The organism is Acinetobacter sp. Z1 (assembly GCF_024296945.1).
Taxonomy (GTDB): Bacteria; Pseudomonadota; Gammaproteobacteria; order Pseudomonadales; family Moraxellaceae; genus Acinetobacter; species Acinetobacter beijerinckii.
In genome coordinates this window covers 24,191-46,859 of record NZ_CP101117.1, presented here as the reverse complement: position 1 = coordinate 46,859, position 22,669 = coordinate 24,191, and the positions used below count along the sequence as shown (strand labels likewise).

Genomic DNA, 22,669 nt, shown 5'->3' with positions numbered 1-22,669 from the left:
TAACTTGTAGTGATACCAGAGTGACTATAAAAAATGGCCGTCTTAACCATGAGCGAGGAAAATCAGGAAATTTTTTAGCAACAAAAAAAGGTGTTATTAACAAAACAATTTGAATAAAAACAACTATTAATAGTAAGAATATAGCCATGTAGTTGTACCATAGAAATAGAATTTTAAAAAAATTATAGTTTATATTTTTAAAAATACATAATACAATATTTTAAAAATCTACATGAAGAAATTTTTCTTAAGGTGAGGGTATGTTCGGAAAGATATTTAAGGGGGTGAAGTTCCTCTACGTTACAGTCCCACTCAAAGGACTATTGGCCAATCTCGGCTACAAGCAATTGAAGCAAAGCTTGGAAGTTAATAAAAAGCAATTCAAACAAATCAGGAATCCAATCTGTCCAGTATGCTTTAAATGTTGTATCAATTTTGAAAAAAATAATTTCAATGCTGCTGAAAATAAGAAGTCTAGTCTTCCTAAAAACTCAATACAGCTTCATATAACTTGTGATAATCCTGAATGTACTCTTGATGAAGTTATATATAGTATTGATGATAAAAAACAAATAAAGCAGAATATTGATAATTTGATTATTAAAATAGGAGATAAAAAAAGGGAAAATATATTAAAAGAATTATCTCCTAGTTTTGTTAATATGAAAATTAATGAGCACTATCAAAAAGCGCAATTATTTAAATGGCTTTCTATAGCCTGTTTTACTGCTGCAATTATAACTTTTATTTTCTATGGCTTTATCGCTTTTATCTGTTGGAGTTTATTTGGCACAGGTATGTTCTTGCTATCTTTGAAATGTGCTTTTCAATGTTGGCAGGCTCAAACATTTAATATTTTTCGCACTTCAAGTCTATTTATGTATTGGTTTAAAAACCATCAATGGTTTAAAAAGCCAACTCTAATCCAATTAAAAAGCTAAATATGGTGGTTAGTATGTCTGATTCAAAATTAATTTGTTTATGTTTGATTTCCTTTTTTTCAAATTCGGTATTTAGTAAAGTACCACAATTAAGTTCTGAGCAACTAGGGCAATACGCTAACCAATTAAATAACGCACCTAAACATATTTTAGTGCATAATATCAATCCAACAATAAGTAATGTCTCTTATAATCAAAAGGTGAGTGTTTCTCGCCCTGCTTATAGATCTACAAGTTACATTGGTAATTCAACCAGTGAACAAGCAAATGAATCTCAAAATATTAAAAGGGAAGAAAATAATTGGGTTGTAGATCTGGTGAATAGTAAAAAACCACAACAGGTGAATTATACTAATTTTCAACTACAACCTGCGCAAACACAATCAAATCAATATCAAGCTCAAGCAGGTCGTAAGGCTACTTTAAATTGTGTAATACAAGCAGCACGTAGCGAGGGAGTACCTTTGTTTGTATTGCTTGGCATTCAGAGTAAAGAACGAGGGGAGAATGGTCAGATAAATGCTTCTAATGACTTAGGGCATTTTCAGATCAATACCCAACATTTTAGAGCAGGGGGCATGTTTAGTAATATAGATATGAATCTTGCTCGTCATGATGGATGTCTGAATGCAACACTTGCAGCTAGGGTATTGAGAAGCCGTCTTCAGTCTAATGGATCTGCTGATTTCTGGACAAAGGCAGCTGCATATCATTCTTGGACACCTCAATTGAATGCTATATATCGAAATGGAACTCTTAAAAACAAGGGTCTTATAGAGTATTCGATGCAGTGGAAAAAGTGGCTAGAATTGAATGGAATTAATCCAAATTAATTTATATACATGGAGAGAAAAATTGTCTACGCAATCTACAGAAATTACGTTTAATCATATATTTAGACATTTGCTAGAATTAACCCAATTGAATGAAGATCCAGATACATTAATTCAGCTATTTAATGAGCAGGGGCTTACGATTGATGTTCAAAGAATTGAAGCTTGGACTAAGGATTATTCTGATCCATCTGCTAGACGGATGCCAAAAATGATGTTCTGTGGCTTCATGAATATTCTAATGAATATAAAAAATGAAGCACAATTAAAAGAGATCAATCTTTTTGATCTGCGTGGAATACTTGAGGATATTCGAGAAGCTGAAGTTGTTTAAATATTTTTTAGAGGATATACAAGTGAAACTAAATAAAAATAAATCAATATCATATATTATTGTGAGTTCTAAATAACTATGCGACATTCCAAACTACTTTGCGATTAAGGAAATTAATTATGGAATTTGAAGTACAAGCCAAGTCAAACAATGCTAATGACATTGATATTTTTCTGCCTGTAGAGAGCTTAGATAAAGCTTTTGAAGTTGCTGAACAACAAAAGACTGTTGAAAATTGTTATGTATTTATCGTCAGAAAAGGCTCTAAACCAAAGGACTACCCATTCCAACTGCATAAATGGCAAAGATGTGAATATAGCGGTATTAATGAATGGGAGGAAACAAACAGCTTTACGATTTTTTTGGGTAAATACCCTCAATATGATCCCGAAACTGGCAAATCCTGTTCTTGACATCCTACCCGACCTAAAGGACGGGGATTCCTACTGCTAGATGGCAATGTCCTGCCACGAAACAGATACTATAGTTCTCTGCTTCTTATTCCAATGTAGTCCTACCTTTCGGATTGCAAAGAGTGCACGGATTACAATGGGGAAAACTGTTTTTTTTCGTGTTGTATCAGTCTGCTGACTAAAAATATACAACGTAATTATCATAGCACATGGATTACTAGATTCAAATGTTTTTAGCAATCCTAGCCAATCCCCACAAGGGGGACTAGCGGATTGCAGCCTTATATCCTCGGGCTAAACCCCGAGGTTTTACGGCTATTCGGATAAATTATGTCGCTTAGTTGAATGTAAATTGTTGGGCTTGTCGCAACATTGATTAGTAAATTTGTCGCACAGTTTTTTGTAATATTGAATGTATCTTATTGATATTTTAAAAAACTGTCGCTTAGTAAATTGGAATTGACAATTATTATTACTACACTGTTGTCTGGATGTTTTAATCCTTTCGGTGTTGACATGGATTCGGCTAAATCTGATATAGCAGAAGAAATATATTACAATCACTTAAGAAGTAATTACTCTGTACTCTCTAAAGGTTATACTATTAATGATAAAGAATATGATATTAATCCTTTAAGCCTTAAAGTTGATTATGCGATTTTTGGTAATTGTAAGAACCTGTTTTCTATCTCAAAAGATGATGTTGAAAAAAAAGAAAAAGCCATAAATTTAACTTATTATGCAATGTCATCTGATGAAAATATTGATAAAACAGCATATTTAGCATGTATTGATCGTTATTTGAGAACTACGGAACTTGATGCGGAGACATTAAATAACCTAATCAATGATCCAGACTATTCAAGAATGAAATTATATTCAGACTTTAATAATAAAATAAAGGATATTAAAAAGGATGGTGTAAGCATACAATAAAGTCTAACACCAATCAAAAGAGTATCATACTGGACTAATTGAGAACGAAGAATCAACAACTTAAACAATTGGTGATTAAAATACAAACAAAATAGTATGAATCTTTATTGTATTTTATAACGCTAATATCAATGACTTAAAAGATTTTTAGTATGAATCTTTATTGTATGATGACACAATGACTTAAAAGATTTTTAGTATGAATCTTTATTGTATGATGACAGATGGGAAAATAACTTTACATGAAACTTTGGGGTTATTATCGATTATGGGTAAGCATACCAAAGAGGAAAAAATGCAAAACTACAATTCTAAAGTTGCTGCATTATGATTCGTTTTGAAAAATTTATAAATCTTGCTTGTTGAGGCTAATTATTGGCACAAGCCAGACAATGTATTGATATTTGTATTAATCTCTAAGTCTACAGAAATCCTGAATTTCGGAAGTGAAATCTAAAACCGAATATTTAATTGATTTTCCAAACTGAATATCAATTAAATGCTTTAAGCTATGTGTACTACTAAAATAGTTACTTGGTACGATTTCATTCATCTGAGCTTCAAAGCGTGCAAGAAGATCCTTGCAAACATCTTTTGCGTAATCAATATCATCACAATCGCTAAATGAACCTTTTCCATTTAGAAACGACATAACTTTAGATGACATAAATTTAGCGTAATGGCTTTCAACTGTGTTTTGCATGTTATGCAAACACGTTAAAAATTCTATGAGTTTATTTGGTGTGATACTTTCATGTAAAACACTCAGGATCTCACCATCAGCATTAAATATCGCATATCCTAATTCAATACCAGTCGACATTCCAGTAGAGCTGAAAACGAGTGGATTGCCTTTAAGATCTAAGCAGCTGATGGTTTCTCCATCTTTAAACAGGTTGTTCTCACATAAATCATTAACTGAAGTGGATACCACAAGCATTTTAGATAGCTTTTGACCAATGCTATCAACGTTGTTGTTTAATGTATTAACTGGTTGCTGCGTGAAGCGTTTTATAGCTGCATTTACTTCAATGGTAATTTGATTTTCAGTATAGTAGTGTGCATTTTGTATATTGAATATGTTGAATAAGCCAACGTGTAAAATTGAACTTTCAACTATTGAATCAGGTGAAATTTTAATATCATTCGGGGAGGTGGCAAGTACTGTTATTATGCAATTCGGGTATCTTTCTTTTAATTGACTTTCGCAATAACTCGTAAGGGAGAAGATATTACTAATAACAGGCCTAAGTTTATCTTCATTTAAACAAATGATGATTCTCGGTAACTGGCAGCCAACTATCGGGTCTACAGTTCCGAATTTATCACTGAAAATCATACCACCTATACCCTCAAGCATATTTTTATGTTTCCCATGTATGAGCAGCAAGCTGACTCCTTATAGGTAACGAAATGAGACTCACGAAATTATTTTTCTCAGATTTAATTGATCTGTTTAATTAAATACACAGATCTGTATGTATACAACAAGTGTGCTGATTATAACAAACATTAGCATAAACTAACAATATCCGTCATTCATAAATTTTATACAGCAAATAAATTGTGAACATATTAATTGAAATTTCTATAATTTTTCTGCGAAATCAAAGTTTTGCAGAAATTCTTCCAACTGCTCATGTATATGATTTTCATTTGAAAGTTTTGGTGGCATTAGTTTTAATCTGATTTCAAAATCAACAATATGTGTTGTCCAGTGAAGACCAATTAATCTAGCTTTACTTTGTTCTGCAATCTGTTGTGCTGATCTAGCTTGTCTATAATTTACGCCATAAGTTATGCCAACTCTCCAGTTCTTAGGATTTGTTGGAGATGTAGCGTGGTACGTTCCTCCTTTCCCTTTACTCCAAAATAAATTCTCATTGTCTTTATAAGATGGCTTCTGCTTAACAACAGGTTTTACTGAATTCTTAGAAAAATTATCGATTTCAATTTCATCAGCACAAAGAGCAGTCAATAAAGAGATATATGGAGATAGATGGTCGTTAAGCTCATCTTTTGTTTCATATTTTATGCCATTAATATATGAAATTTGCTGACTTATTTTTCCTGAACGATGAATATCAAAAACAACTACTGGTAGTGGATCTAAGGATTTTAGTGATGGTTTGCTAAAAGGGTTATGCGTGTTCAAAAGTATGATTAGTTGATTAGGGGATTTATTTTTGATTTCATTTAATGACTTTTCTTGAAAATTTAAGATTGCATGAAAACCATGCACTTTTTTACCTTGTAAATCTAATGGTTTTTCAAAATCTATGTATAAACTACCCTCTGGTAAATTTAGTAACAGCCTAAAATCCAAAAATTTACCTGCGGTGCTTGTACTTAAGCATTCAAAAGTATAATCATCAAAACGATAAATACTTTTGCTATATCTCCAAGTGAAATGAACGATAAAATTAAAGAAATAGGGTGTATATAACTTATCTTTGCTATCTAACAATAGGCTTGCCATGAATGGTTCTATGAGATCTATCCATAAGAAATTAGGAAGAAAAACACTTGGATGCCATTCGTATTCACTCAACGCTCCATTGATACGCCCTGCATTCATAGCTTTGGTGGCAGCAACGGACTGATAGAATGCTTTTTTCATAGCTTCATATTCAGTATCTAGATCAATCAAATAATTGATTGGACTAAATGATGTTGGTGTGGTCATATCCTTTCCTTATGAAAAACAGTGATCAAATTTTATAAATCTAGTGTTGATCATCTTAACAGTAAGAAATACTACTATATATTCAGGCTTTAGAAACAGGCTAAAGTGGGATTTTTGGCTAGTGTTTGTCCGACAATCTAAATTTTTTAAAAAATAGTAATATTCAAAAAATAATTGCTATTATAGAGCCGTACCTATCAACAAACTACAGATCACTGGTGACTGTAAAAAGGATAAAGATATGAGTGCTCAAAATCTGGTTATTGTTGAGTCTAAAAATAAAGTCTCGAAAGTCCAATCCTATCTCGATCAACTATACGGAAAATCTTCGTTTATTGTTTCTTATAGCTCTGGCCATATTCGTGATTTACCAACTGATAGCTTCGGTCTTACTGAAAATTATACTCCAACATACGTTTTTAGTGATGGTGGAGCAAGACGTGTAGCTGAATTAAAAAAATTAGCTGTAAATGCTCCAAATGTTTATTTGGCTACAGATGATGATAGAGAGGGCGAAGCAATTGCTTGGCATCTTCAGACAGTTCTTAAGTGTAAAGAAAGGGCTTTTCGTGTAGCGTTTAACGAAATCACCAAAGCAGCATTGAAAGCAACCTTTGATAATCCTCGTACTTTAAATATGAAGATTGTAGCAGCTCAAGAGGCTAGGAGATTTCTTGATCGAATAATCGGTTATGTTGGAACGCCAGTTTTTACAGTACTTTGTGGTGAAAGACAAATTGCAGGCAGGGTGCAAAGTAGTATTGTAGTTTACCTTGCTGATTTGGAGAGATTGATACAATCATTTGTAAGTGTTCATCATTTTGGAGTTAGTTTTTTATTTGATGAATGGACAGCAAATTGGGATACAGAAAACTTTGTGGAAAAAAGCAATCCATATTTTATGGATAGAGGTATTGCTGAGAAGATTGCATTACTTAAAAACTTTAATGTCATTTCCTTTGAAGAAAAACCTGTAAAAAGTTCTCCACCTGCACCCTTTACTACACCAACTTATCTACGGGCTGCACAGGTTCAATGTAAGTTAAAACCAAAAGAGGCAATGAAAATTGCTCAAAAACTTTTTGAAGATGGTCATATTACATATCACAGAACAGACTCTCCAAATATTAGTGATGACGCATTTTCTATGATACAAGCCTTTGCTTTAAAACATAAGTTACCTGTATTAGCACAAGTAAGAAAATTCAAAGCTAAAAAAAATGCCCAAGAGGGGCATGAGGCTATACGTCCGACCGATATAAATATATCCAAAATTTCAGAAGATCCTGTTTTACAGCAAGTGTATCAAATGATTTGGTTACGTGCAGTGGCAAGTCAAATGGAAGAAGCAACCTATACTTCAAGATCGGTACGGCTCATAGCAGATCAAAAAATTGAAAATAGGGATGTATTTATTAAAGCAACAGGCCGTAAATTGATAGATCAAGGTTGGCTGCGTCTTACAGCAAAAACAAGTTTCTCTGAAAATGAACAGGACGATATTAAAGAAGATGAGCAGGAACTAAACAATCCTGTTCCGTTATTAGCAGTAGGAGCTGATGTTAGGGCGACATCTGGACAAGTTAATAATAAATCTACTCAACCACCAAGAAGACATACTGAAGCGAGTCTAATTAAATTTATGGAAGATTCTGATATAGGTAGACCATCTACTTATGCTGTGATCGTTTCAAAAATTATCGAGCATGGGTATGTAGTAACCGATAATAAAAATAAACTACATGCAACAGATCTAGCCATGCGGTTAAGTGCAAAAGTCGCAGATAAGTTTGACTTTTGCAATCTCACCTATACTGCGGGATTGGAGGGGCAACTGGATTTAATTGCACATGGCGAGAACATCAGTCAAAGACTACTTAAAGAAGCTCATCAGACCATTTTAGCTCAAGCTCAGAATGCCTCTAAGTTGTTAGAACAAGATCCTAATACTCAATACTGTAGTAAATGTCAGTCAGCTTTAGTTCTGCTCACTGGAGCTAGTCAGAAAACATACTTTAAGTGCTCTAACTTGGCTTGTGGACATAACATGAAGAATGAGAACGGTAAGGCTATCGACAAAGAAGATAATGTTACGCCATTCAACTGTGTCGAGTGTAGTAAATCATTGGTCATTATGAATGGAGCTAAAGGTAAATTTTTTGGCTGTTCAGGTTTCTTTAACAAGCGCAATAAATGTCGTGCTTCATATCCAATGCTTGAAAATGGTGAACCTGACTTTGCTCAATATGCAAAGAGAAAAGAACAACTTGGTTCACAGTCTATAGGATCAGTCGATACACCTAAAACCAATGTGGTAACAGTTTCTTCAAAATCAAAAGATCACACTTGTCCTGAATGTAATAAAACACTGAGCCAAAAAACAGGTAAACGTTCAACAGATGGAAAAAAATGGGAAATGTGGATCTGTGAGTGTGGATCTAAGTATTGGGGTGCAAGAAATAAACCAGACTTTTCTAAAAAAGTTTAAAGCTAATCGAGATCATTAAAAATGAACGTAAATACATTAAGAATTCAGAACCCTTTGCTTACTGATAAAGCTTATAAAGTAGTGGTTGCTGTAATTGCTATTGTTGTTATAGGCCTGATCTATTTGTTTGCAAACGAAGCTTATAATGGTGTTTTACTAAAGCTTAAGCTATGTCTTATTCTACAGCTGTTCCTCGTCATATCGCTGCAATTAATTGCTTATGTCGCAGACAAAATTACACATATCAAAATCTATTCTTTATTGGGTTTTGTTCTTTTATTTTTCAGCAGCTTTTATCTTGATAATTTTTTTTACGGCAATGTAGCAGGAAATTTTTTGCGCTATTACGTGGTATTTGCTGCACTTCAAGTCCTGATAATTTGGGCATCATCAAAGAATGAGGGTTAAGATATACAATGTATAAACAATTAATTTATACATTGTATAAAAACTCGTTTGTGTTCCTTGTTTTTTCACACTACTATAGTGAAAACAAGGACACATAGAGGCTAAAAGATGGTCATTAAATTTTTTAAGAATCTTACTAAGCAAAATCAAGTTGAGGAATTGTCTGATCCTATTCCAGTACGCTTACCTCAAAATTTACTAGCAGAGGTTACAAGTCAGGCTGAAGAAATAGGAGGTAGTCGATACAGATCTAAGCACATCGTTAGTCTGATAAGCATTGGTGCAAATTACTATCGAGCTTCGAGTGATTTCGTTAAAGGTCTATCAGCAGATCATCTTGCATTTTTAACCAGACTACATTTTGTGTTTGATAAGCTTGGGTTGCAATCTACAAAAGTTGCAGAAAGTTTAGGGCATAACGATCCTGTTCAGGTTTCCGCATGGTTGGACGGCAAAGTTCATCCATCATTCGAGGAAATAGAGAGTTTTTGCAAATATTATTTCATTAATGAAAATTGGCTTAAACATGGCAATAATTCAAATAATCTCTCGTTTACGCCTCATATTGTTTATAAAAAAAGCTTTAACAGAAATATTGAATCACAGTTGAAATTTATTGCTGAATATAGAGACATAAAGATTGAGACAATTAGATTAATACGAGACAACACAGGTAGGGTTGTTGCTTCAGTTGACTATGGAAATAAACGTTATGTAACCCATTATTTTCATAATCTAAGGCTAAAAGATGAAGATAGTGTTGGTTCTGGTGGATTTGGTGATCTAACTCACTTGGCTGCATTCTGTAAATTATTGGATGAATATTTTAATGCGGTGTTAACCATTTCTTATAATGTGCATGAAGAAGATTTGGAAAAAATAGTAACTGGAGAGTGCATTCCTGATGATCTTGGAATTTGGGGGCAGCAACATGCTAGCCATTGGTACGAAACAATTCATAGTTCAATTGCCACTAAAGAAGACAAAGATTCAAGCTATTGGAAAGGATCGATTAGTTTATTCACATCACTTCAGAAAAGCGATACTTACGAAAGACTCATTAACAATATTGAAAAAAATTCTGAGGACTATAAGGCATTTAACTACAGTTACAAACAGAAATTTCAATCTTTTGATTATTTTAAAAGTTAGATACACTATTAAATTAATCTTTCATTAATGAAAGATTTAAACAAATTCAGATGAATTAATAATGAGGTAAATATCATGGCAAATCGAATTAGAGAAGCGTTTAAAAACACAAATGGCATAGTTGAACACGAATTCTCAGATGAAGTAATAAAAGCATCAGAAAAAAGGGTCAATGAAATTATTGAGAGAATTGCAACTGGCCAAAGTACTTTTGAAGAAGAAGATGATCGCCTGATGGCAGAATGGGAGCGGAATAATCAAGAGGATAAATAATATGACTGAAAACTCTAATGAAGATGTAAATAATGAGTTCTATGAAGAAGCTAGGGAGATATTAAATGAACCAGTTAGTACAAGAGCACAAAAAGAGTTTAACAAAGAGTTAGAGTATTCAATCACAAAAGCACGTACTGCGAAATTGGATAATGAACCGATTTTAGGTAATTATGATAAGGATCATCTTTCAAAAATTCATGAGGGGTTATTTAGACGCTTATATGATTATGCAGGCAAGTTTAGAGACTTTAATATCTCTAAATTGTGTGTGAATCCTGAGAATGCTGATTTTGAAATAGGTCACTTTCTGGAATCAGAGAAAATAGATGAAAATTTGGCAAAGTTTAGTGAAAAAATTAATAATCTAAATCGACTCAAAGGACTTAATAAAGATCAATTTATTGAAAATTTTACGATCTATTTTGCTGAGTTGAATGAGATACATCCATTTCAAGAGGGTAATGGCCGTGCAACAAAAGTATTGATGAGACAACTTGCGAATGATGCAGGTTATGAAATTCATTACGATAAAGTAAAGTCAAACGAATGGAATTATGCATGTAAGCGTTCATTGTCTGATCAAAAGGTTTATGTTGAGCATCCAGTAGATCCTAAGCCGAATACTCAGGACTTTACATTATTAAAGAATGTGTTTTCAAATATTATAGAACCATTATTGAAGCCAGACCAAAATTTAGCGATTTCAGCCTTTGCACAAGGCATTAAAAATAGGAGTTCATTTGTTCTTAAAAAAGAAAAAGATAATGAGCAAAACCTTGATGATGACTCAAATACACCATCTTTCTTTTAGTAACAGGAATAATGATGAAAAGTATATTTAATTTTATAAACGGTATAACTTGTTTACGTTCTCTTATAAATCCATTTATATATTTTACAATATTTCTATTTAGTACATATTATATTTTAACATTACCAAAGTTTGCCTATATATCAGATCAATCAAAAATTGATATTATTAATACCATTTCAATTGTTTTGTTACCCTTGACTTTCATATTATGTTGCCTGTCTATACTAACTATCTCAAAGAATTCTAGTGGTAATCAGAATGTAGACCATATTAACAGTGCAATTTTTCATGCAAGAGCATTTGAACCTACTAATTCAACAGATCTTGAAATTTCAGCTGTGCATGAAATTGGTCATGTAATGCTTTTTTTTGCTGTTGGAACACCTCTTGAACGACTATATGTGCAAATTAATGATCGTCATATTGGTACATCCAATAATGGTTACGTTCATTATAGGTATGAAAAAAAAGGGGAAATAAGTTTGAGTGCAAAGGAAATTCAAATATTAATGCTTATGGTATTAGCAGGAACTCAAGCAGAAAGATTTTATTTCAATGAACCAAAAATGTTTGGCGGATCTTCTGATTTAGATAAGTGGCTTCATTATGCAAAAGCTTATCTTACCCATGAAGAAGATGTGATATTTTATCAAAATCCTGACAATAGATTTGAACACGGGCACAATCAAGAACTTCTATCAAATTTAAAGACTAAACATATTTCTATTTTGAATGAATTTTTTAATATGAATAGAGATGTGTTGAATGAAATGATTAAATACTTATTGATAAAAAAAAGATTAGATCATTCAGACCTTTTACCATATTTTAATAAAATTAAAAATATTGGTGAAATAGAAATGTTATAAAAACAGTACTATGAAAATTGGCAGAGTTATATATTTACTTTAAAAGTAGTAATAAGTTAAATTATAAAATCCATAAAAAACAAATGCTTGAATATTTTTATTTAACATAATTAGCCTACTTTACGGTTTATGAAGTGCGGTTTTTTGCTCTTGGATGACTATTGTTGTATTCCTCTTTCATGGTTGTTTCATCGACATAAGTGTATATCTGCGTAGTATTGAGATCCGCATGGCCAAGCATTTCCTGAATATCTCGAATACCTACTTTAGATGACAGTAAATGAGTGGCAAATGTATGTCTTAAAGTATGAGGATTTGATTTCTGAGTTATGCCTTTATCCCTAAATAACTTCTTTACACGTTCATTGATTTGGGTTCGAGAAAGTTGCTTACCTGTAGTAGTTGTAAAGACATAATCATGACTCTGGCTTAAATTCTTTTGCATTATATGATTACGTTCAATTATCCATAATTCTAAGGCTTGTATTGCTTTCGAGCCAATCGGTACGATACGTTCTTTATTACCTTTTCCAGTAATTCTTAATAATTTTTCATCCGTGTTAATTTTGCTTAACTCTAAACTGTGTAACTCCTCAAGTCGTAATCCTGAACTATAGGCAATCTCAACTAAGGCTATATCTCTAATCTGGTTTGTCTTATATTTAGGATCTGGTTTTGCAGGATTATCAAGAACATCATTCATAACATTGACGGAATGATAATTTGGTAGTTTTTTATTCTCGCCTTTGATTTTAATATCAATGGTTGGGTTTGAATTTATAATTTCTTCATTAAATAAATATTTGAAATAGTTTTTTATGCCTGCTATTTCCTTTTTTATGGTATCTATTGAAATTCCGCATTGCTGTCTATGTGCAATAAACTGGTATATGTCAGATTTATCAATAATGAAAATATCAGTCTTTATATAATCAAGAAAATGCACCAATGCTTCCTCATACCCTTTTATTGTTAAAGGTGATTTGTTTTCTGTGATTAATTTATTTCTCCATTTTTCGATATACATTTTTACCCTGATTGCCAGTTTGCTCAGTTCTTATTTTAAGTTAATTCTTAATAAAAAAATATGTATAAATTTGCAAAAATAAAGTCCGAAAATTCTAGATATGTTATAATTTAATCAAATGAAAAGTATCTTCACATAGAGGTGCAATGATATGAATATTATGACTGAAAAAGATGCAAAACATCATTCTGGCAAGGAAATCCTTGAGGGTCTTTTTGATGACCAACGTGCAGCTGCTCGTAATCCTCAACACCCTGTAAATGATCAATTACGTGCTGCTTTAAAAGCCAAAGCTGAGAAACTACAAAAATTAAAAAATCAAGAAAAAACAAGCGAGTCCACAGCAAGCTATGACAGAACGTGATAAAAATCCTGAACCACAATTTGCAGTTATAGTCGCAGGTGGAAATGGTTCAGGTAAATCTACATTAATACAAGAACAAATTTTACCTCGCTTTGAAAAGTTTAATTTTGACATTGCCTTTATCAATGCGGACGTTTGGCAAAAGGAACATTTTGGTGAATTTACCAAAGATCCTAGCCACGCTTATGAGGCTGCGAAGTGGGCTGAACAAGAGCGTCAAAGATATATAGATAACAAAAAATCATTTATAGCAGAGACCGTTTTCTCTCATCCATCCAAATTGGATCTCATCAAAGAAGCCAAAGATAAGGGCTATTTTGTAACCTTGTACCATATACATTTAGACTCTCCTGAACTCGCTTTAGAGCGTATTCAGGATCGTGTTTTGGAGGGTGGACATGGTGTGGATGAGGACAAAGTTAGGCAACGATATGAACGTGTTATCCCTCTTATAGCTGAAGCATCCATGTATGCGGATCAAACTTTTGTTTTTGATAACAGTGTCAGGAATGAACCACATAGCCTTGTAATGGAATTGAAAAACGGTGTTATCCATGATGTATACCGTGATTTACCAAAATGGGTTGCTACAGGCTATGAAAAACAATTAAAAGCTTATTACAATGTTAACCAAGATTCATCTTTGATAGAGAATCTGATAACTAAAGGTGACAATATGAGCTTCATTAAAGAAAAGTTAGGATTTGAATGGAATCCTGATTTAATGCCGAAAGAAATACCTACCTACCATCGAGCACAAGTAATTCAGAATTTTAACATGACTCTAGCAGAGCATGTTCACGGATCTGCTGCTGTGGCAGGTAATCCCTATTCACTGGATGAGATTAAGCAGCTGATAAAAGGCCAATCTGTTGGGGGGCACAGTGTAAGTGACCAAAAGCAAGTTGTGAATCTTATCAGTGGAGCGAACTTCGTATCTGAATCTGTAATCAACAATACATTTAGATTGGATAAATCAAATTATTTAGAAATTAATCAATTAGTTTCTAAGGATGAATCCATTGAAACAGGCGTATTACGGGGCGAAGGCAAAGAGACAACATTTACGCCTCACGTTGCAATTAGACATAATTATTCTCATAAGCCTTTAAAGACAGAAGAAGATGCTATCCAGTTAAATAAGCAATTTAGTGATGGTATTGCAGTTTTAAATTCAATAAAGAATCCATTAGAAAAAGGAATGGCTACTTTTCTTTTCGGTTCATTGAACCAATTCACATTTGAGGGTGAAAAGCGCACAGCTCATTTGATGATGAATGGTGTATTGCTTAGTGCAGGTTTGGACGCAATTAAGATCCCTCCTGAAAAAGCTATTGATTTTAGACAGAACATGACTGAATTCTATAAAACTCGTAATGCTGACAAAATGATGGATTTCTTGTTAGAATGCCATCCAGATCGTGAAAATATCAAAAAGGTTCAGCAAGACAAAGATCTTAAGATTGATAACTCAATTACCCGATCTTTCTAGAACTATAAATAAGACCTTACGAGGTCTTATTTTTTTCAAGATTCTAAATGAACTTGTAAGGAATAATTATGTCAGTTAATGATAACTTTCAAAATAAATTTGAACTCAATGAATATTTGCTACCTGATGAGTATGATTTTAAATCTATTGAAGATTTGTTGTTAAAATATCAAAAAGAGTTTGTAAGACATATTCAATCTCAGGTTATATTTTCCGACAATCCAATTCGTTTACATTCTGATATTTCAAGTTTAATTGATAATATTACTATTTCTAATTGTACTCTAGAAGATCAGGATCATGTTTTAAAAATTATTGAATCTAATCATTTTCTAATTAATGCCATGAACCATTCTGGTTTAAAGAGAAATGAATATATATCTATCATAAAAAAACATTTTCCATTATTGAATTTTGAGTCTATTGAAGACATTGAAAATATTAAAAATCCTTTCAAGTTCTCAATTTTCCTTTTCGTTATTTTGTATGTAAATAATTTTTCTGATAAAAAATTACACTGGACAATTTTACTTCTATTTAACTTCTCATTAATTGCTTCTGGAATTGGAAGTATTAATTTAAGTGAAGTAAAAATTCAAGATTTAAGAAAAATCCTAAATCAGTTTGATGTAGACAAAAATGCTGATACAATTACTGTATTTTTATTGGCTAACTTAGGTTCGCCAGTTGAGGCTAGTTAAATGAATATGTCAGTCAGTTATACCATTGATCGTGCATCATCCAAGAAAAATATAATATTGCAGACTGCTCATAGACTGTTTAGTGAACAGTGTTTTGGCCGTGCAGGTATTGATAGAATTATTGAAGAATCTTCTGTGGCAAAGATGACTTTCTATCGTCACTTTAAGTCAAAAGAGCAACTTATTGAAGCTTGTCTAGAATTTGAAATTGAGAATCAAATTTCATCTATCAATGCTACTTGTAGTCAACCTCATATCACTTCTCCAATCGAAAAATTGCAAGCTTTATATTCGTGGTTTATTGATCGTGCATTAGATTTAGATAATAGATCATGTATTATTAATAAAGCTTTGTCAGAGTTAAACCATTTACATAACATACATAAAATTGTTCTTTGCTATAATGATTGGAAGTATAACTTTGTTCAGAGCATATTATTAGAAAATAGTATTACTCATGAAGATACGCACCATATTTTTTATGGTTTTCTAAGTTCCATTTTAATGCCTTATAGCTTTAAACCAGATTGGAACTCAGTAGTGAAACAGTTTGATTTGACATTAGTTAACACGTAATAACTCATCCCAACAAAAAGGATTGCGAGTGACATTACCCCTACTCATAGACCAATTTCTATTTGGTAGATAACAAGTACCAAGTTGTGGTCGGACAAAATAATCATTTACTAAACAAAATAGTTGTTACCTGATTCTATGCTTATGACATAAAAGTTGTTTTCAGATAATGTAAGTAGCTGATATTAAAAGTATAGAGCATGTTGAGTTAATGATTATTTTGTCATAGTCATTAACTGGAACACTTCTTTGATAAACAACTATTTTGTCACTTTATGCAAATTTACCACGACTAACTTATTGATTTTGCATTAACCCTAGTTAACGACTGTTTTGTCTGACGACATTATCTTACAGGATCAAGTCATGCAGGATTCCCCTTAACTCATCTTGAGAATTAAGGTGTTTGTTCAAAAAGTATCGAAATACTTTTGACTGATAGTTATTCTTAATGATAAAAAAAACTATATCTGGCTTTCCATTGTTCTTGAATGATGGTGAATATGTAAAACTGTAATATTCAATATCATCATTATTTCCCTTTCTTAGCAATGTATGTAAACTATTAACAAGAAAGTCAAAACAAATATAAATTGAGAACTCTGAAAACAAGCTTTCCAAAGTATCTCTATTTAAAGAATAGGTTATTAAATTTGTTTTGTAAGGAGCACTAATATTAAAAAACTGACAAAGTTTAATTACATAAGCTAATCGATGTGAACCACCTCCATTTTCAGCAGCAATACCTTTATGCCAAGAAAATTTGGTGAAATTGCAATGGTTGCTTTTAAAATCTTCACTATGAATAATCTTATCAATCTTTTCAATTTTAAAATCTAGTATCTCTTTTAATTCCTCTGGACTTAAGCAGCGGTTGCCTTTTGTTAAAGTATATTCCCACCAGTCATAAATATTATCAAATAAATTATAGAAGACTGCATCACGGGAAGCTTTAATAAATTTAACATCTGCTAGATTTAATGTGTAATCACTGTCATGTCTATCGATTAGACTATTTAGTGTGGAAAATAGCTTAGAACGATTAGATTCCATACTTCGATTATGAGTGACAAGTTTATTATTTTGATATTCCTTAGAATCTAAATCTCTTAACAAATGTAGGTTAAGCAGCTCGAAATAATCAATAAACTTTTCATTTTTAAGAATATGTGTCAGCTTTAAAAAGCTAGTTCGATTACGCTGTAAGTTGTTTCTTGAATAAAACTTACGGTACTGGTAAGCATCATAGATAAAATTAAGCATTGATTAATTTCCCTCTGACAGACCATACTCATTTGGAAGCTCCATACTCAATTTTAGGAACGCATTAGTATCTTTGAATCCTAATCGATGAGCAATCAAACTATATATAAAATTATTCCATACAGCTGTTCTAGGGTTACGATGTCGGGAACTACTTGGATCTGTTACCCATCCTCTAAATGTATTGTATTTGACACCAAAAAGGGTCTTATTATCCGCTGCATAGAAGTTAAGATTCATGTCTTTTATAAGTGCATCAAGCATTAATGTATTCTTATGGGTAGGTGAATTGATGAGGCCTGTTAGTCTTTGGACAATTAAATCTTCCTTTTTAGCATCTTCTTGTTTTGGAAGTTCTAGGCAGATCTGTTCCTTATTCGTTATGGCCAGTGATGCGGAAATATAGTCTTCTAAAACAGAATTCAGATCCTTTCCAATTATGAAATCGTGAAACTCTTGATAAAATTCAATGTCATGGGCTTTTTCTGATGAGTCCTTGTGACAATATTCGTGGATCAGGATCAATAAAATTCTTAAATACTGTTTTTCTTTAAAATATTTTTGAGTATTGGTACTGAAAACAATGTAACCACTGTGGTTAGTCCAAGCTTCTGCATCAGGAGCTTCACCAAGATGAATTACACGCTTATCTTGATTGAAAACACGGCCATGTAGTTCAAACAGGCGATCATTGATATGGTTCAGGAAATTTAAGTATTGTTTTCCGTCAGAGGTTAGCTCGTTATCAGCAAAGATCTTTCGATCTTCAACCAGTGATTGAATAGCCGTGTTGTAATGTATGTCTTCAGGTACGTCATAGAATTTATTGCTAAAGCGATTGAGCATGGTTTTAATAATGAACAAGAACTGTTCTAAAGGTGACAAAAATGTTGCCTGTGCATTAAAATCCTGTTGCCATGCAGTTCTATTGGAATAATAGAAATTATTCAAAAATGATCTTAATGTACTATTCTCATCTACAATTAAAGCATCGAATTTGCTCTCAATTTTTTCAACTTTTGTATAATCATAGTCTTCATTAAAAAGCATAATGGCTTTAGTACTTACTAAGTCAACAGCAGACAAAGTTCGGTTCTTGTAATCTTCAAATAGTGGAGATCTGAAAGCTTCAAGAATAATTTTTGCGTCATAAACCGTTTTATTTTTGATGATATTTTCAATAATATGAATAGCAGCACTCTCATCTATAATTTTCTTCTTTTTTTCATTTTTTTTGGTTTCTTTATACAAAAATTTATTCAAATATTTTTCTTCATGTAAGTTTGTGATATTTGAAATAATTTGTTTGTATATTGGGCAGCGATCTACTATAACCTCATTTCTTGAAGCAGTAAGCATAAATGGCTTTTTGCTGATAATGATACCTTTTAATAGGCTTTCTTCATACCAAGTATAAGGAACTCGAACGCCAAGATTATATATTTCAAAACTATCGGCAGATCTTTTTAAAATATAATATGCAAGGTCATCTTCAAAAAGTATATCGCCTTTTTTTAAAGTAGCATGTATTTTTCTTTTGGGGGTATTTAAAAGTTCACCATTAAAATAGACAGGCAAATCGATGTATTCAATAATATCCTTTAAATCAACTTTAAAGGATTCAATTGAGAAGTTATCTCTACCATACTTATCATAAATAATGCCTTTAATCTCACAGCCTTTAATTTTAGAAGCTTTGACTTCATCAAAATCAAAACCCAAAGTATCGCTTTTCTGGTTTAGAGCTTCTTCAATATCTACTTTTAAGGCAAATTGGTTACTAAACCATTCTGTTGAAGCATAGTTAAAGATTTGACCTCTGCCAAGACGAAACTTTCCAAAAATTGCATCACCCTCATCATGCGGAGCACCGAACCAAGCAAAGTAATTTTCAATTGTTTCTTGGGTAAAACCTTTACCGTTGTCTTTAATTGTGAAATGATATTTTTCATCAATTTCATTGACGTGAATATCTACTCTCGTAGCACCTGCATCAAGAGAGTTCATAACGAGTTCTGCAATCGCTTTATCAATACCACTCGCTTGATCTTTGATCGCACTATGAATGAAACTAGGGTGCAGCTTAAAATTGATTAGTGTCATAGCAGTCATTCTATTATGTTCTTTGTACATAATAAAACTATTTGAGAGATTTTCAAAGTTTTATATCTGTCTTTATTGTTTTTTTATAGCAACCCACTTGATTTGTGAGTTGCTGAATTTTCTACTTGTATTTATGTTCAAGATAAAAAGGCATGAATTTTGGTGCAGCCAATGCTAGTGCTTTCATGCGTTCAGCAGGGATGGGGTGTGTGCTTAAAAGCCCTGAAAGTTTGTTATTAGATCCTTTTTGCAATTCCCCCATTTTAGCCCACAAGCTAATCGCTGCGTTTGGGTTATAACCTGCTTTAGCTGCTATTTGTAAGCCCAAAAGATCTGCTTCACTTTCCTGATGCCGACTAAAAGGTAATGACAGGCCTAATTTCGATACATAATAAGTAATGGTTTGCGCATCACCGCCAATTTGACCAAGAGCCAGATTCGTCACCAGATCTGTTGAAGCACGTTCACGGCCATGCTCAAGCAAGGCGTGTGCAATTTCATGACCAATAATTGCAGCAAGTTCATCATCGGTAAGGTTAAGCGTAGTAATCATGCCCTCAAAAACCGCCATTTTGCCTTGCCCTGTGCAGAACGCATTCACCGTTGAGGTGTTAATTACGTGCATTTCCCACGTCCAGTCTTTAGTTGCAGGTTTAATAGTTTCTACTTGCGCAGTAATGCGCTGTGCGATAGTGAGCACTCTTTTGGTCATATCTGGTTTTCTATCCAGTACACCCTTACTTTTATAACCATTCATCAAATTTTGATAATTCTGGTTCGCCTGTGTGAAGTACTCACTGGAGGGAATCAGCATAAACTGCTTACGCTGTATGCCAGATAACTGAAAATTTGTTGTTGTCATGCAGCCTGATATAAACATGCAAGATAAAGTGAGAACAAGTTTGTTCTTAAGGTATATCATTCGATCTTCCCTCTCTCTGTGGCGCAGCCATCAGTAATATTAGATTTATCATATTGGAATAAATGACACAGCATAAAGAGATTCATTCTCAAATGAAACACTCAGTCTGTAAAAAGTGCTATCTACTCAAAAAAATATTTCTAAACTTATTATATGTTCTTTGTACATCTTAAGTTTAATTGGTTTGTATGTTCTTTGAAACATTTTTAACAATTAATTATTATATGTTCATTGTACATATAATAATTAATATGTACAATGAACATAAGACGCAATGAGAACTGCTCTATGAAATTGAACGATCAGCTAGAACTTGATATTGCTACTGAAGAAATTCAAAAACGCCGAATTTATTTAGGGTATACGGTAGATATTTCTCATATTTATAAGTTTCGTATTGCAGTCAATTGGCATGGTGTTTTGATCAAAACCAAGAAAGACCATCCAGACTACACTTCAATTCTCGAATGTGACAATGAGGAGGTTGCAGATCTGGTATTGAATGCTGTTAAAAGGGCAGTTAAGCGCAGAGCTTATGTCGTTCCTGAATTTGATCCACTTGGTTCTTACGAGGTTCAAAAAATTAGGATTAGTTTGTGGATCAGTGCGGTCGAAAGATTGCTTGGTTACGAAAAATCTCAAGAGTTCAGAATTATAGACAGCAATTTTAAATTGCATTAAAAACTTCTACCAAAAGGAAAAAGCACAATGAATATCATTGAACGTATGGGTGGCCATATTGAAGCTAACAGTCTTCTTAAAAACCCCTTAGCTAATAGAGCCACCGACTTTGACTTAAAACTAGGTCGTTTCCTATGTCGCTTGGAACGTATCCAAACCAAAGCTTGGAGACATATAATTAATGCTGATGAAGAAGTCACAATCGATGATCCAGATCCAAAGGATCTCATCAACATTGGTGAGCTGTGTAAAGCATTGGTATCGCTTAATTCAAAGCCTATTAGTGCCCCATGTATAATTTGGAATGAATTTGACAAGGCATTCATAAGCAGCATAGCAGCCAAAGGAAAAGCATTCTATTATACGATCAATATCGATGATGCAATGCGAACCACTGTAGATGAGTGTGGTCGGACAAAATAATCATTTACTAAACAAAATAGTTGTTACCTGATTCTATGCTTATGACATAAAAGTTGTTTTCAGATAATGTAAGTAGCTGATATTAAAAGTATAGAGCATGTTGAGTTAATGATTATTTTGTCATAGTCATTAACTGGAACACTTCTTTGATAAACAACTATTTTGTCACTTTATGCAAATTTACCACGACTAACTTATTGATTTTGCATTAACCCTAGTTAACGACTGTTTTGTCTGACGACAATGAGGCTTTAGATATTATTCTGCACATGAATTGTAGAAGTGAAGTAAAATTGGCAATGCAAATACACCATCTACAAAGCGAGTAAATTTATGGCCATAACACGACCTGACTGGATAACTGACCAGATGTGGAATGCAATGTGTAATGCCAAAATGTCTCTCCCCTCATCCATCGATCAAGCCGATCTTAGCAAGCCTTTTGTCTACGACCGCAGCTATGGTGTTTTTTTCGTACCTAGTGGATCTCATCAGGTTGCCATGTCCTTATTGTTGGCATGGAAAAACCAAGAGAAAAATGGTGTACGTGTGGCTGAGAAATTAGGCCTTTCCTATAGTGATGGGACGGCTGATTATTATCTGGAACATATTCAGGGTACAGCCTTTCTGTCTTCAGTCGGGAAACGGATCTGTGCAGGGAAAAAAAGTAATTTGAATGAACTTGAAAAGGAATACTTCGGGATCATCAACTATTTGTTTGATTAATCATTTCCAGATCACGCCAGAAAAATTGATGACTCCAGTTCCAGAAACAATAGCTTTACCGATATATCGTAATACGGAACTTGGTATAGAAAAGAGATGCACAAAGTGTCTTTCCTATTTCCCTTTTGATAATGAATTTTTCTATAAAAACGGGTTTAGGGACGGAAAACAGCAATGGTCTTCTTTATGCAAGCCTTGCTATGTAGCTGAGTATCGTGCAACTCGCAGTAGAAAAAAATAA

Annotated in this window: 24 protein-coding genes; 18 read left to right on the top strand and 6 right to left on the bottom strand. The window is 33.0% G+C overall.

Going from position 1 to position 22,669, the window contains the following annotated elements; translation table 11 throughout:
- Window positions 1-260: 260 nt before the first annotated feature.
- The 5 genes from NGC85_RS17160 (at window position 261) to NGC85_RS17140 (ending at window position 3,457) form a co-directional block, all read left to right on the top strand.
- A complete protein-coding gene (locus NGC85_RS17160; RefSeq protein WP_045124708.1) occupies window positions 261-941 on the top strand; it encodes a hypothetical protein in 681 nt (226 codons plus the stop codon).
- A 14-nt stretch (window positions 942-955) separates the two neighbouring features.
- Window positions 956-1,774 carry a transglycosylase SLT domain-containing protein gene (locus NGC85_RS17155; protein WP_254805688.1) on the top strand — a complete coding sequence of 273 codons (819 nt, stop codon included), beginning with the start codon at window positions 956-958 and terminating at the stop codon, window positions 1,772-1,774.
- Window positions 1,775-1,796: 22 nt separating this feature from the next.
- On the top strand, window positions 1,797-2,108 hold the full coding sequence (locus NGC85_RS17150) for a DUF1456 domain-containing protein (RefSeq protein WP_129264322.1): 312 nt from the start codon (window positions 1,797-1,799) through the stop codon (window positions 2,106-2,108).
- 119 nt (window positions 2,109-2,227) lie between these two features.
- On the top strand, window positions 2,228-2,521 hold the full coding sequence (locus NGC85_RS17145) for a hypothetical protein (RefSeq protein WP_120368204.1): 294 nt from the start codon (window positions 2,228-2,230) through the stop codon (window positions 2,519-2,521).
- A gap of 516 nt (window positions 2,522-3,037) precedes the next feature.
- Entirely contained in the window at window positions 3,038-3,457 is a 420-nt protein-coding gene (locus NGC85_RS17140; RefSeq protein WP_254805687.1) for a hypothetical protein, read from the top strand.
- A 409-nt stretch (window positions 3,458-3,866) separates the two neighbouring features.
- Here NGC85_RS17140 and NGC85_RS17135 read toward each other — a convergent pair whose 3' ends face one another.
- A complete protein-coding gene (locus NGC85_RS17135) occupies window positions 3,867-4,847 on the bottom strand; it encodes a hypothetical protein (protein WP_254805686.1) in 981 nt (326 codons plus the stop codon).
- 198 nt (window positions 4,848-5,045) lie between these two features.
- The gene (locus NGC85_RS17130) at window positions 5,046-6,143 is read right to left on the bottom strand and encodes a hypothetical protein (protein ID WP_254805685.1); all 1,098 of its coding nucleotides are present in this window, start codon (window positions 6,141-6,143) and stop codon (window positions 5,046-5,048) included.
- Window positions 6,144-6,384: 241 nt separating this feature from the next.
- Here NGC85_RS17130 and NGC85_RS17125 point away from each other — a divergent pair, with 241 nt between their 5' ends.
- The 6 genes from NGC85_RS17125 (at window position 6,385) to NGC85_RS17100 (ending at window position 12,150) form a co-directional block, all read left to right on the top strand.
- Window positions 6,385-8,631 (top strand): DNA topoisomerase, encoded by a 2,247-nt coding sequence (locus tag NGC85_RS17125; RefSeq protein WP_254805684.1) that lies wholly within the window; start codon window positions 6,385-6,387, stop codon window positions 8,629-8,631.
- A 21-nt stretch (window positions 8,632-8,652) separates the two neighbouring features.
- Window positions 8,653-9,039 carry a hypothetical protein gene (locus tag NGC85_RS17120; protein WP_075315957.1) on the top strand — a complete coding sequence of 129 codons (387 nt, stop codon included), beginning with the start codon at window positions 8,653-8,655 and terminating at the stop codon, window positions 9,037-9,039.
- Window positions 9,040-9,147: 108 nt separating this feature from the next.
- A complete protein-coding gene (locus tag NGC85_RS17115; protein ID WP_075315958.1) occupies window positions 9,148-10,191 on the top strand; it encodes a hypothetical protein in 1,044 nt (347 codons plus the stop codon).
- A gap of 75 nt (window positions 10,192-10,266) precedes the next feature.
- On the top strand, window positions 10,267-10,464 hold the full coding sequence (locus NGC85_RS17110) for a hypothetical protein (protein WP_045124714.1): 198 nt from the start codon (window positions 10,267-10,269) through the stop codon (window positions 10,462-10,464).
- 1 nt (window position 10,465) lies between these two features.
- The gene (locus NGC85_RS17105; protein ID WP_254805683.1) at window positions 10,466-11,278 is read left to right on the top strand and encodes a Fic family protein; all 813 of its coding nucleotides are present in this window, start codon (window positions 10,466-10,468) and stop codon (window positions 11,276-11,278) included.
- Between the two features lie 14 nt (window positions 11,279-11,292).
- Entirely contained in the window at window positions 11,293-12,150 is an 858-nt protein-coding gene (locus NGC85_RS17100) for a hypothetical protein (protein ID WP_254805682.1), read from the top strand.
- Between the two features lie 127 nt (window positions 12,151-12,277).
- Here the strand turns inward: NGC85_RS17100 and NGC85_RS17095 are convergent, their stop codons facing one another.
- Window positions 12,278-13,177 (bottom strand): tyrosine-type recombinase/integrase, encoded by a 900-nt coding sequence (locus NGC85_RS17095; RefSeq protein ID WP_254805681.1) that lies wholly within the window; start codon window positions 13,175-13,177, stop codon window positions 12,278-12,280.
- Between the two features lie 151 nt (window positions 13,178-13,328).
- On the opposite strand from NGC85_RS17095, the gene NGC85_RS17090 reads away from it, so the two are divergent.
- From NGC85_RS17090 to NGC85_RS17075, 4 genes are all read left to right on the top strand, one after another.
- On the top strand, window positions 13,329-13,541 hold the full coding sequence (locus NGC85_RS17090; protein WP_151685859.1) for a hypothetical protein: 213 nt from the start codon (window positions 13,329-13,331) through the stop codon (window positions 13,539-13,541).
- Window positions 13,528-15,033, top strand: coding sequence for a zeta toxin family protein (locus tag NGC85_RS17085; RefSeq protein ID WP_254805680.1), 1,506 nt, complete (start codon window positions 13,528-13,530; stop codon window positions 15,031-15,033). Before NGC85_RS17090 ends, NGC85_RS17085 begins: the two co-directional genes overlap by 14 nt.
- A 68-nt stretch (window positions 15,034-15,101) precedes the next feature.
- Entirely contained in the window at window positions 15,102-15,734 is a 633-nt protein-coding gene (locus NGC85_RS17080; RefSeq protein ID WP_254805679.1) for a hypothetical protein, read from the top strand.
- Window positions 15,735-16,310: a TetR/AcrR family transcriptional regulator gene (locus NGC85_RS17075; protein ID WP_228271131.1), complete on the top strand. Its 576-nt coding sequence runs from the start codon at window positions 15,735-15,737 to the stop codon at window positions 16,308-16,310.
- A gap of 351 nt (window positions 16,311-16,661) precedes the next feature.
- On the opposite strand, the gene NGC85_RS17070 is transcribed toward NGC85_RS17075, so the two are convergent.
- The 3 genes from NGC85_RS17070 to NGC85_RS17060 form a co-directional block, all read right to left on the bottom strand.
- Window positions 16,662-17,573 carry a DUF6685 family protein gene (locus NGC85_RS17070; RefSeq protein ID WP_254805678.1) on the bottom strand — a complete coding sequence of 304 codons (912 nt, stop codon included), beginning with the start codon at window positions 17,571-17,573 and terminating at the stop codon, window positions 16,662-16,664.
- A gap of 3 nt (window positions 17,574-17,576) precedes the next feature.
- Window positions 17,577-19,685: an ATP-binding protein gene (locus tag NGC85_RS17065; protein WP_254805677.1), complete on the bottom strand. Its 2,109-nt coding sequence runs from the start codon at window positions 19,683-19,685 to the stop codon at window positions 17,577-17,579.
- 112 nt (window positions 19,686-19,797) lie between these two features.
- Window positions 19,798-20,538: a M48 family metallopeptidase gene (locus NGC85_RS17060; protein WP_228136289.1), complete on the bottom strand. Its 741-nt coding sequence runs from the start codon at window positions 20,536-20,538 to the stop codon at window positions 19,798-19,800.
- Between the two features lie 348 nt (window positions 20,539-20,886).
- On the opposite strand from NGC85_RS17060, the gene NGC85_RS17055 reads away from it, so the two are divergent.
- The 3 genes from NGC85_RS17055 to NGC85_RS17045 all read left to right on the top strand — a co-directional run bounded on the left by NGC85_RS17055 (window position 20,887) and on the right by NGC85_RS17045 (window position 22,428).
- Window positions 20,887-21,279 carry a hypothetical protein gene (locus NGC85_RS17055; protein ID WP_254805676.1) on the top strand — a complete coding sequence of 131 codons (393 nt, stop codon included), beginning with the start codon at window positions 20,887-20,889 and terminating at the stop codon, window positions 21,277-21,279.
- A 27-nt stretch (window positions 21,280-21,306) separates the two neighbouring features.
- On the top strand, window positions 21,307-21,702 hold the full coding sequence (locus NGC85_RS17050; RefSeq protein ID WP_254805675.1) for a hypothetical protein: 396 nt from the start codon (window positions 21,307-21,309) through the stop codon (window positions 21,700-21,702).
- 369 nt (window positions 21,703-22,071) lie between these two features.
- Entirely contained in the window at window positions 22,072-22,428 is a 357-nt protein-coding gene (locus NGC85_RS17045) for a hypothetical protein (RefSeq protein ID WP_254805674.1), read from the top strand.
- Window positions 22,429-22,669: the final 241 nt, after the last annotated feature.

Bases quoted from the DNA above. Each gene is read 5' to 3' on its own strand.
- NGC85_RS17160 (WP_045124708.1), top strand. From the start codon at position 261: ATGTTCGGAAAGATATTTAAGGGGGTGAAGTTCCTCTACGTTACAGTC.
- NGC85_RS17155 (WP_254805688.1), top strand. From the start codon at position 956: ATGTCTGATTCAAAATTAATTTGTTTATGTTTGATTTCCTTTTTTTCA.
- NGC85_RS17145 (WP_120368204.1), top strand. From the start codon at position 2,228: ATGGAATTTGAAGTACAAGCCAAGTCAAACAATGCTAATGACATTGAT.
- NGC85_RS17140 (WP_254805687.1), top strand. From the start codon at position 3,038: ATGGATTCGGCTAAATCTGATATAGCAGAAGAAATATATTACAATCAC.
- NGC85_RS17130 (WP_254805685.1), bottom strand. From the start codon at position 6,143: ATGACCACACCAACATCATTTAGTCCAATCAATTATTTGATTGATCTA.
- NGC85_RS17125 (WP_254805684.1), top strand. From the start codon at position 6,385: ATGAGTGCTCAAAATCTGGTTATTGTTGAGTCTAAAAATAAAGTCTCG.
- NGC85_RS17120 (WP_075315957.1), top strand. From the start codon at position 8,653: ATGAACGTAAATACATTAAGAATTCAGAACCCTTTGCTTACTGATAAA.
- NGC85_RS17115 (WP_075315958.1), top strand. From the start codon at position 9,148: ATGGTCATTAAATTTTTTAAGAATCTTACTAAGCAAAATCAAGTTGAG.
- NGC85_RS17110 (WP_045124714.1), top strand. From the start codon at position 10,267: ATGGCAAATCGAATTAGAGAAGCGTTTAAAAACACAAATGGCATAGTT.
- NGC85_RS17105 (WP_254805683.1), top strand. From the start codon at position 10,466: ATGACTGAAAACTCTAATGAAGATGTAAATAATGAGTTCTATGAAGAA.
- NGC85_RS17100 (WP_254805682.1), top strand. From the start codon at position 11,293: ATGAAAAGTATATTTAATTTTATAAACGGTATAACTTGTTTACGTTCT.
- NGC85_RS17095 (WP_254805681.1), bottom strand. From the start codon at position 13,177: ATGTATATCGAAAAATGGAGAAATAAATTAATCACAGAAAACAAATCA.
- NGC85_RS17090 (WP_151685859.1), top strand. From the start codon at position 13,329: ATGAATATTATGACTGAAAAAGATGCAAAACATCATTCTGGCAAGGAA.
- NGC85_RS17085 (WP_254805680.1), top strand. From the start codon at position 13,528: ATGACAGAACGTGATAAAAATCCTGAACCACAATTTGCAGTTATAGTC.
- NGC85_RS17080 (WP_254805679.1), top strand. From the start codon at position 15,102: ATGTCAGTTAATGATAACTTTCAAAATAAATTTGAACTCAATGAATAT.
- NGC85_RS17075 (WP_228271131.1), top strand. From the start codon at position 15,735: ATGAATATGTCAGTCAGTTATACCATTGATCGTGCATCATCCAAGAAA.
- NGC85_RS17070 (WP_254805678.1), bottom strand. From the start codon at position 17,573: ATGCTTAATTTTATCTATGATGCTTACCAGTACCGTAAGTTTTATTCA.
- NGC85_RS17065 (WP_254805677.1), bottom strand. From the start codon at position 19,685: ATGACTGCTATGACACTAATCAATTTTAAGCTGCACCCTAGTTTCATT.
- NGC85_RS17060 (WP_228136289.1), bottom strand. From the start codon at position 20,538: ATGACAACAACAAATTTTCAGTTATCTGGCATACAGCGTAAGCAGTTT.
- NGC85_RS17055 (WP_254805676.1), top strand. From the start codon at position 20,887: ATGAAATTGAACGATCAGCTAGAACTTGATATTGCTACTGAAGAAATT.
- NGC85_RS17050 (WP_254805675.1), top strand. From the start codon at position 21,307: ATGAATATCATTGAACGTATGGGTGGCCATATTGAAGCTAACAGTCTT.
- NGC85_RS17045 (WP_254805674.1), top strand. From the start codon at position 22,072: ATGTGGAATGCAATGTGTAATGCCAAAATGTCTCTCCCCTCATCCATC.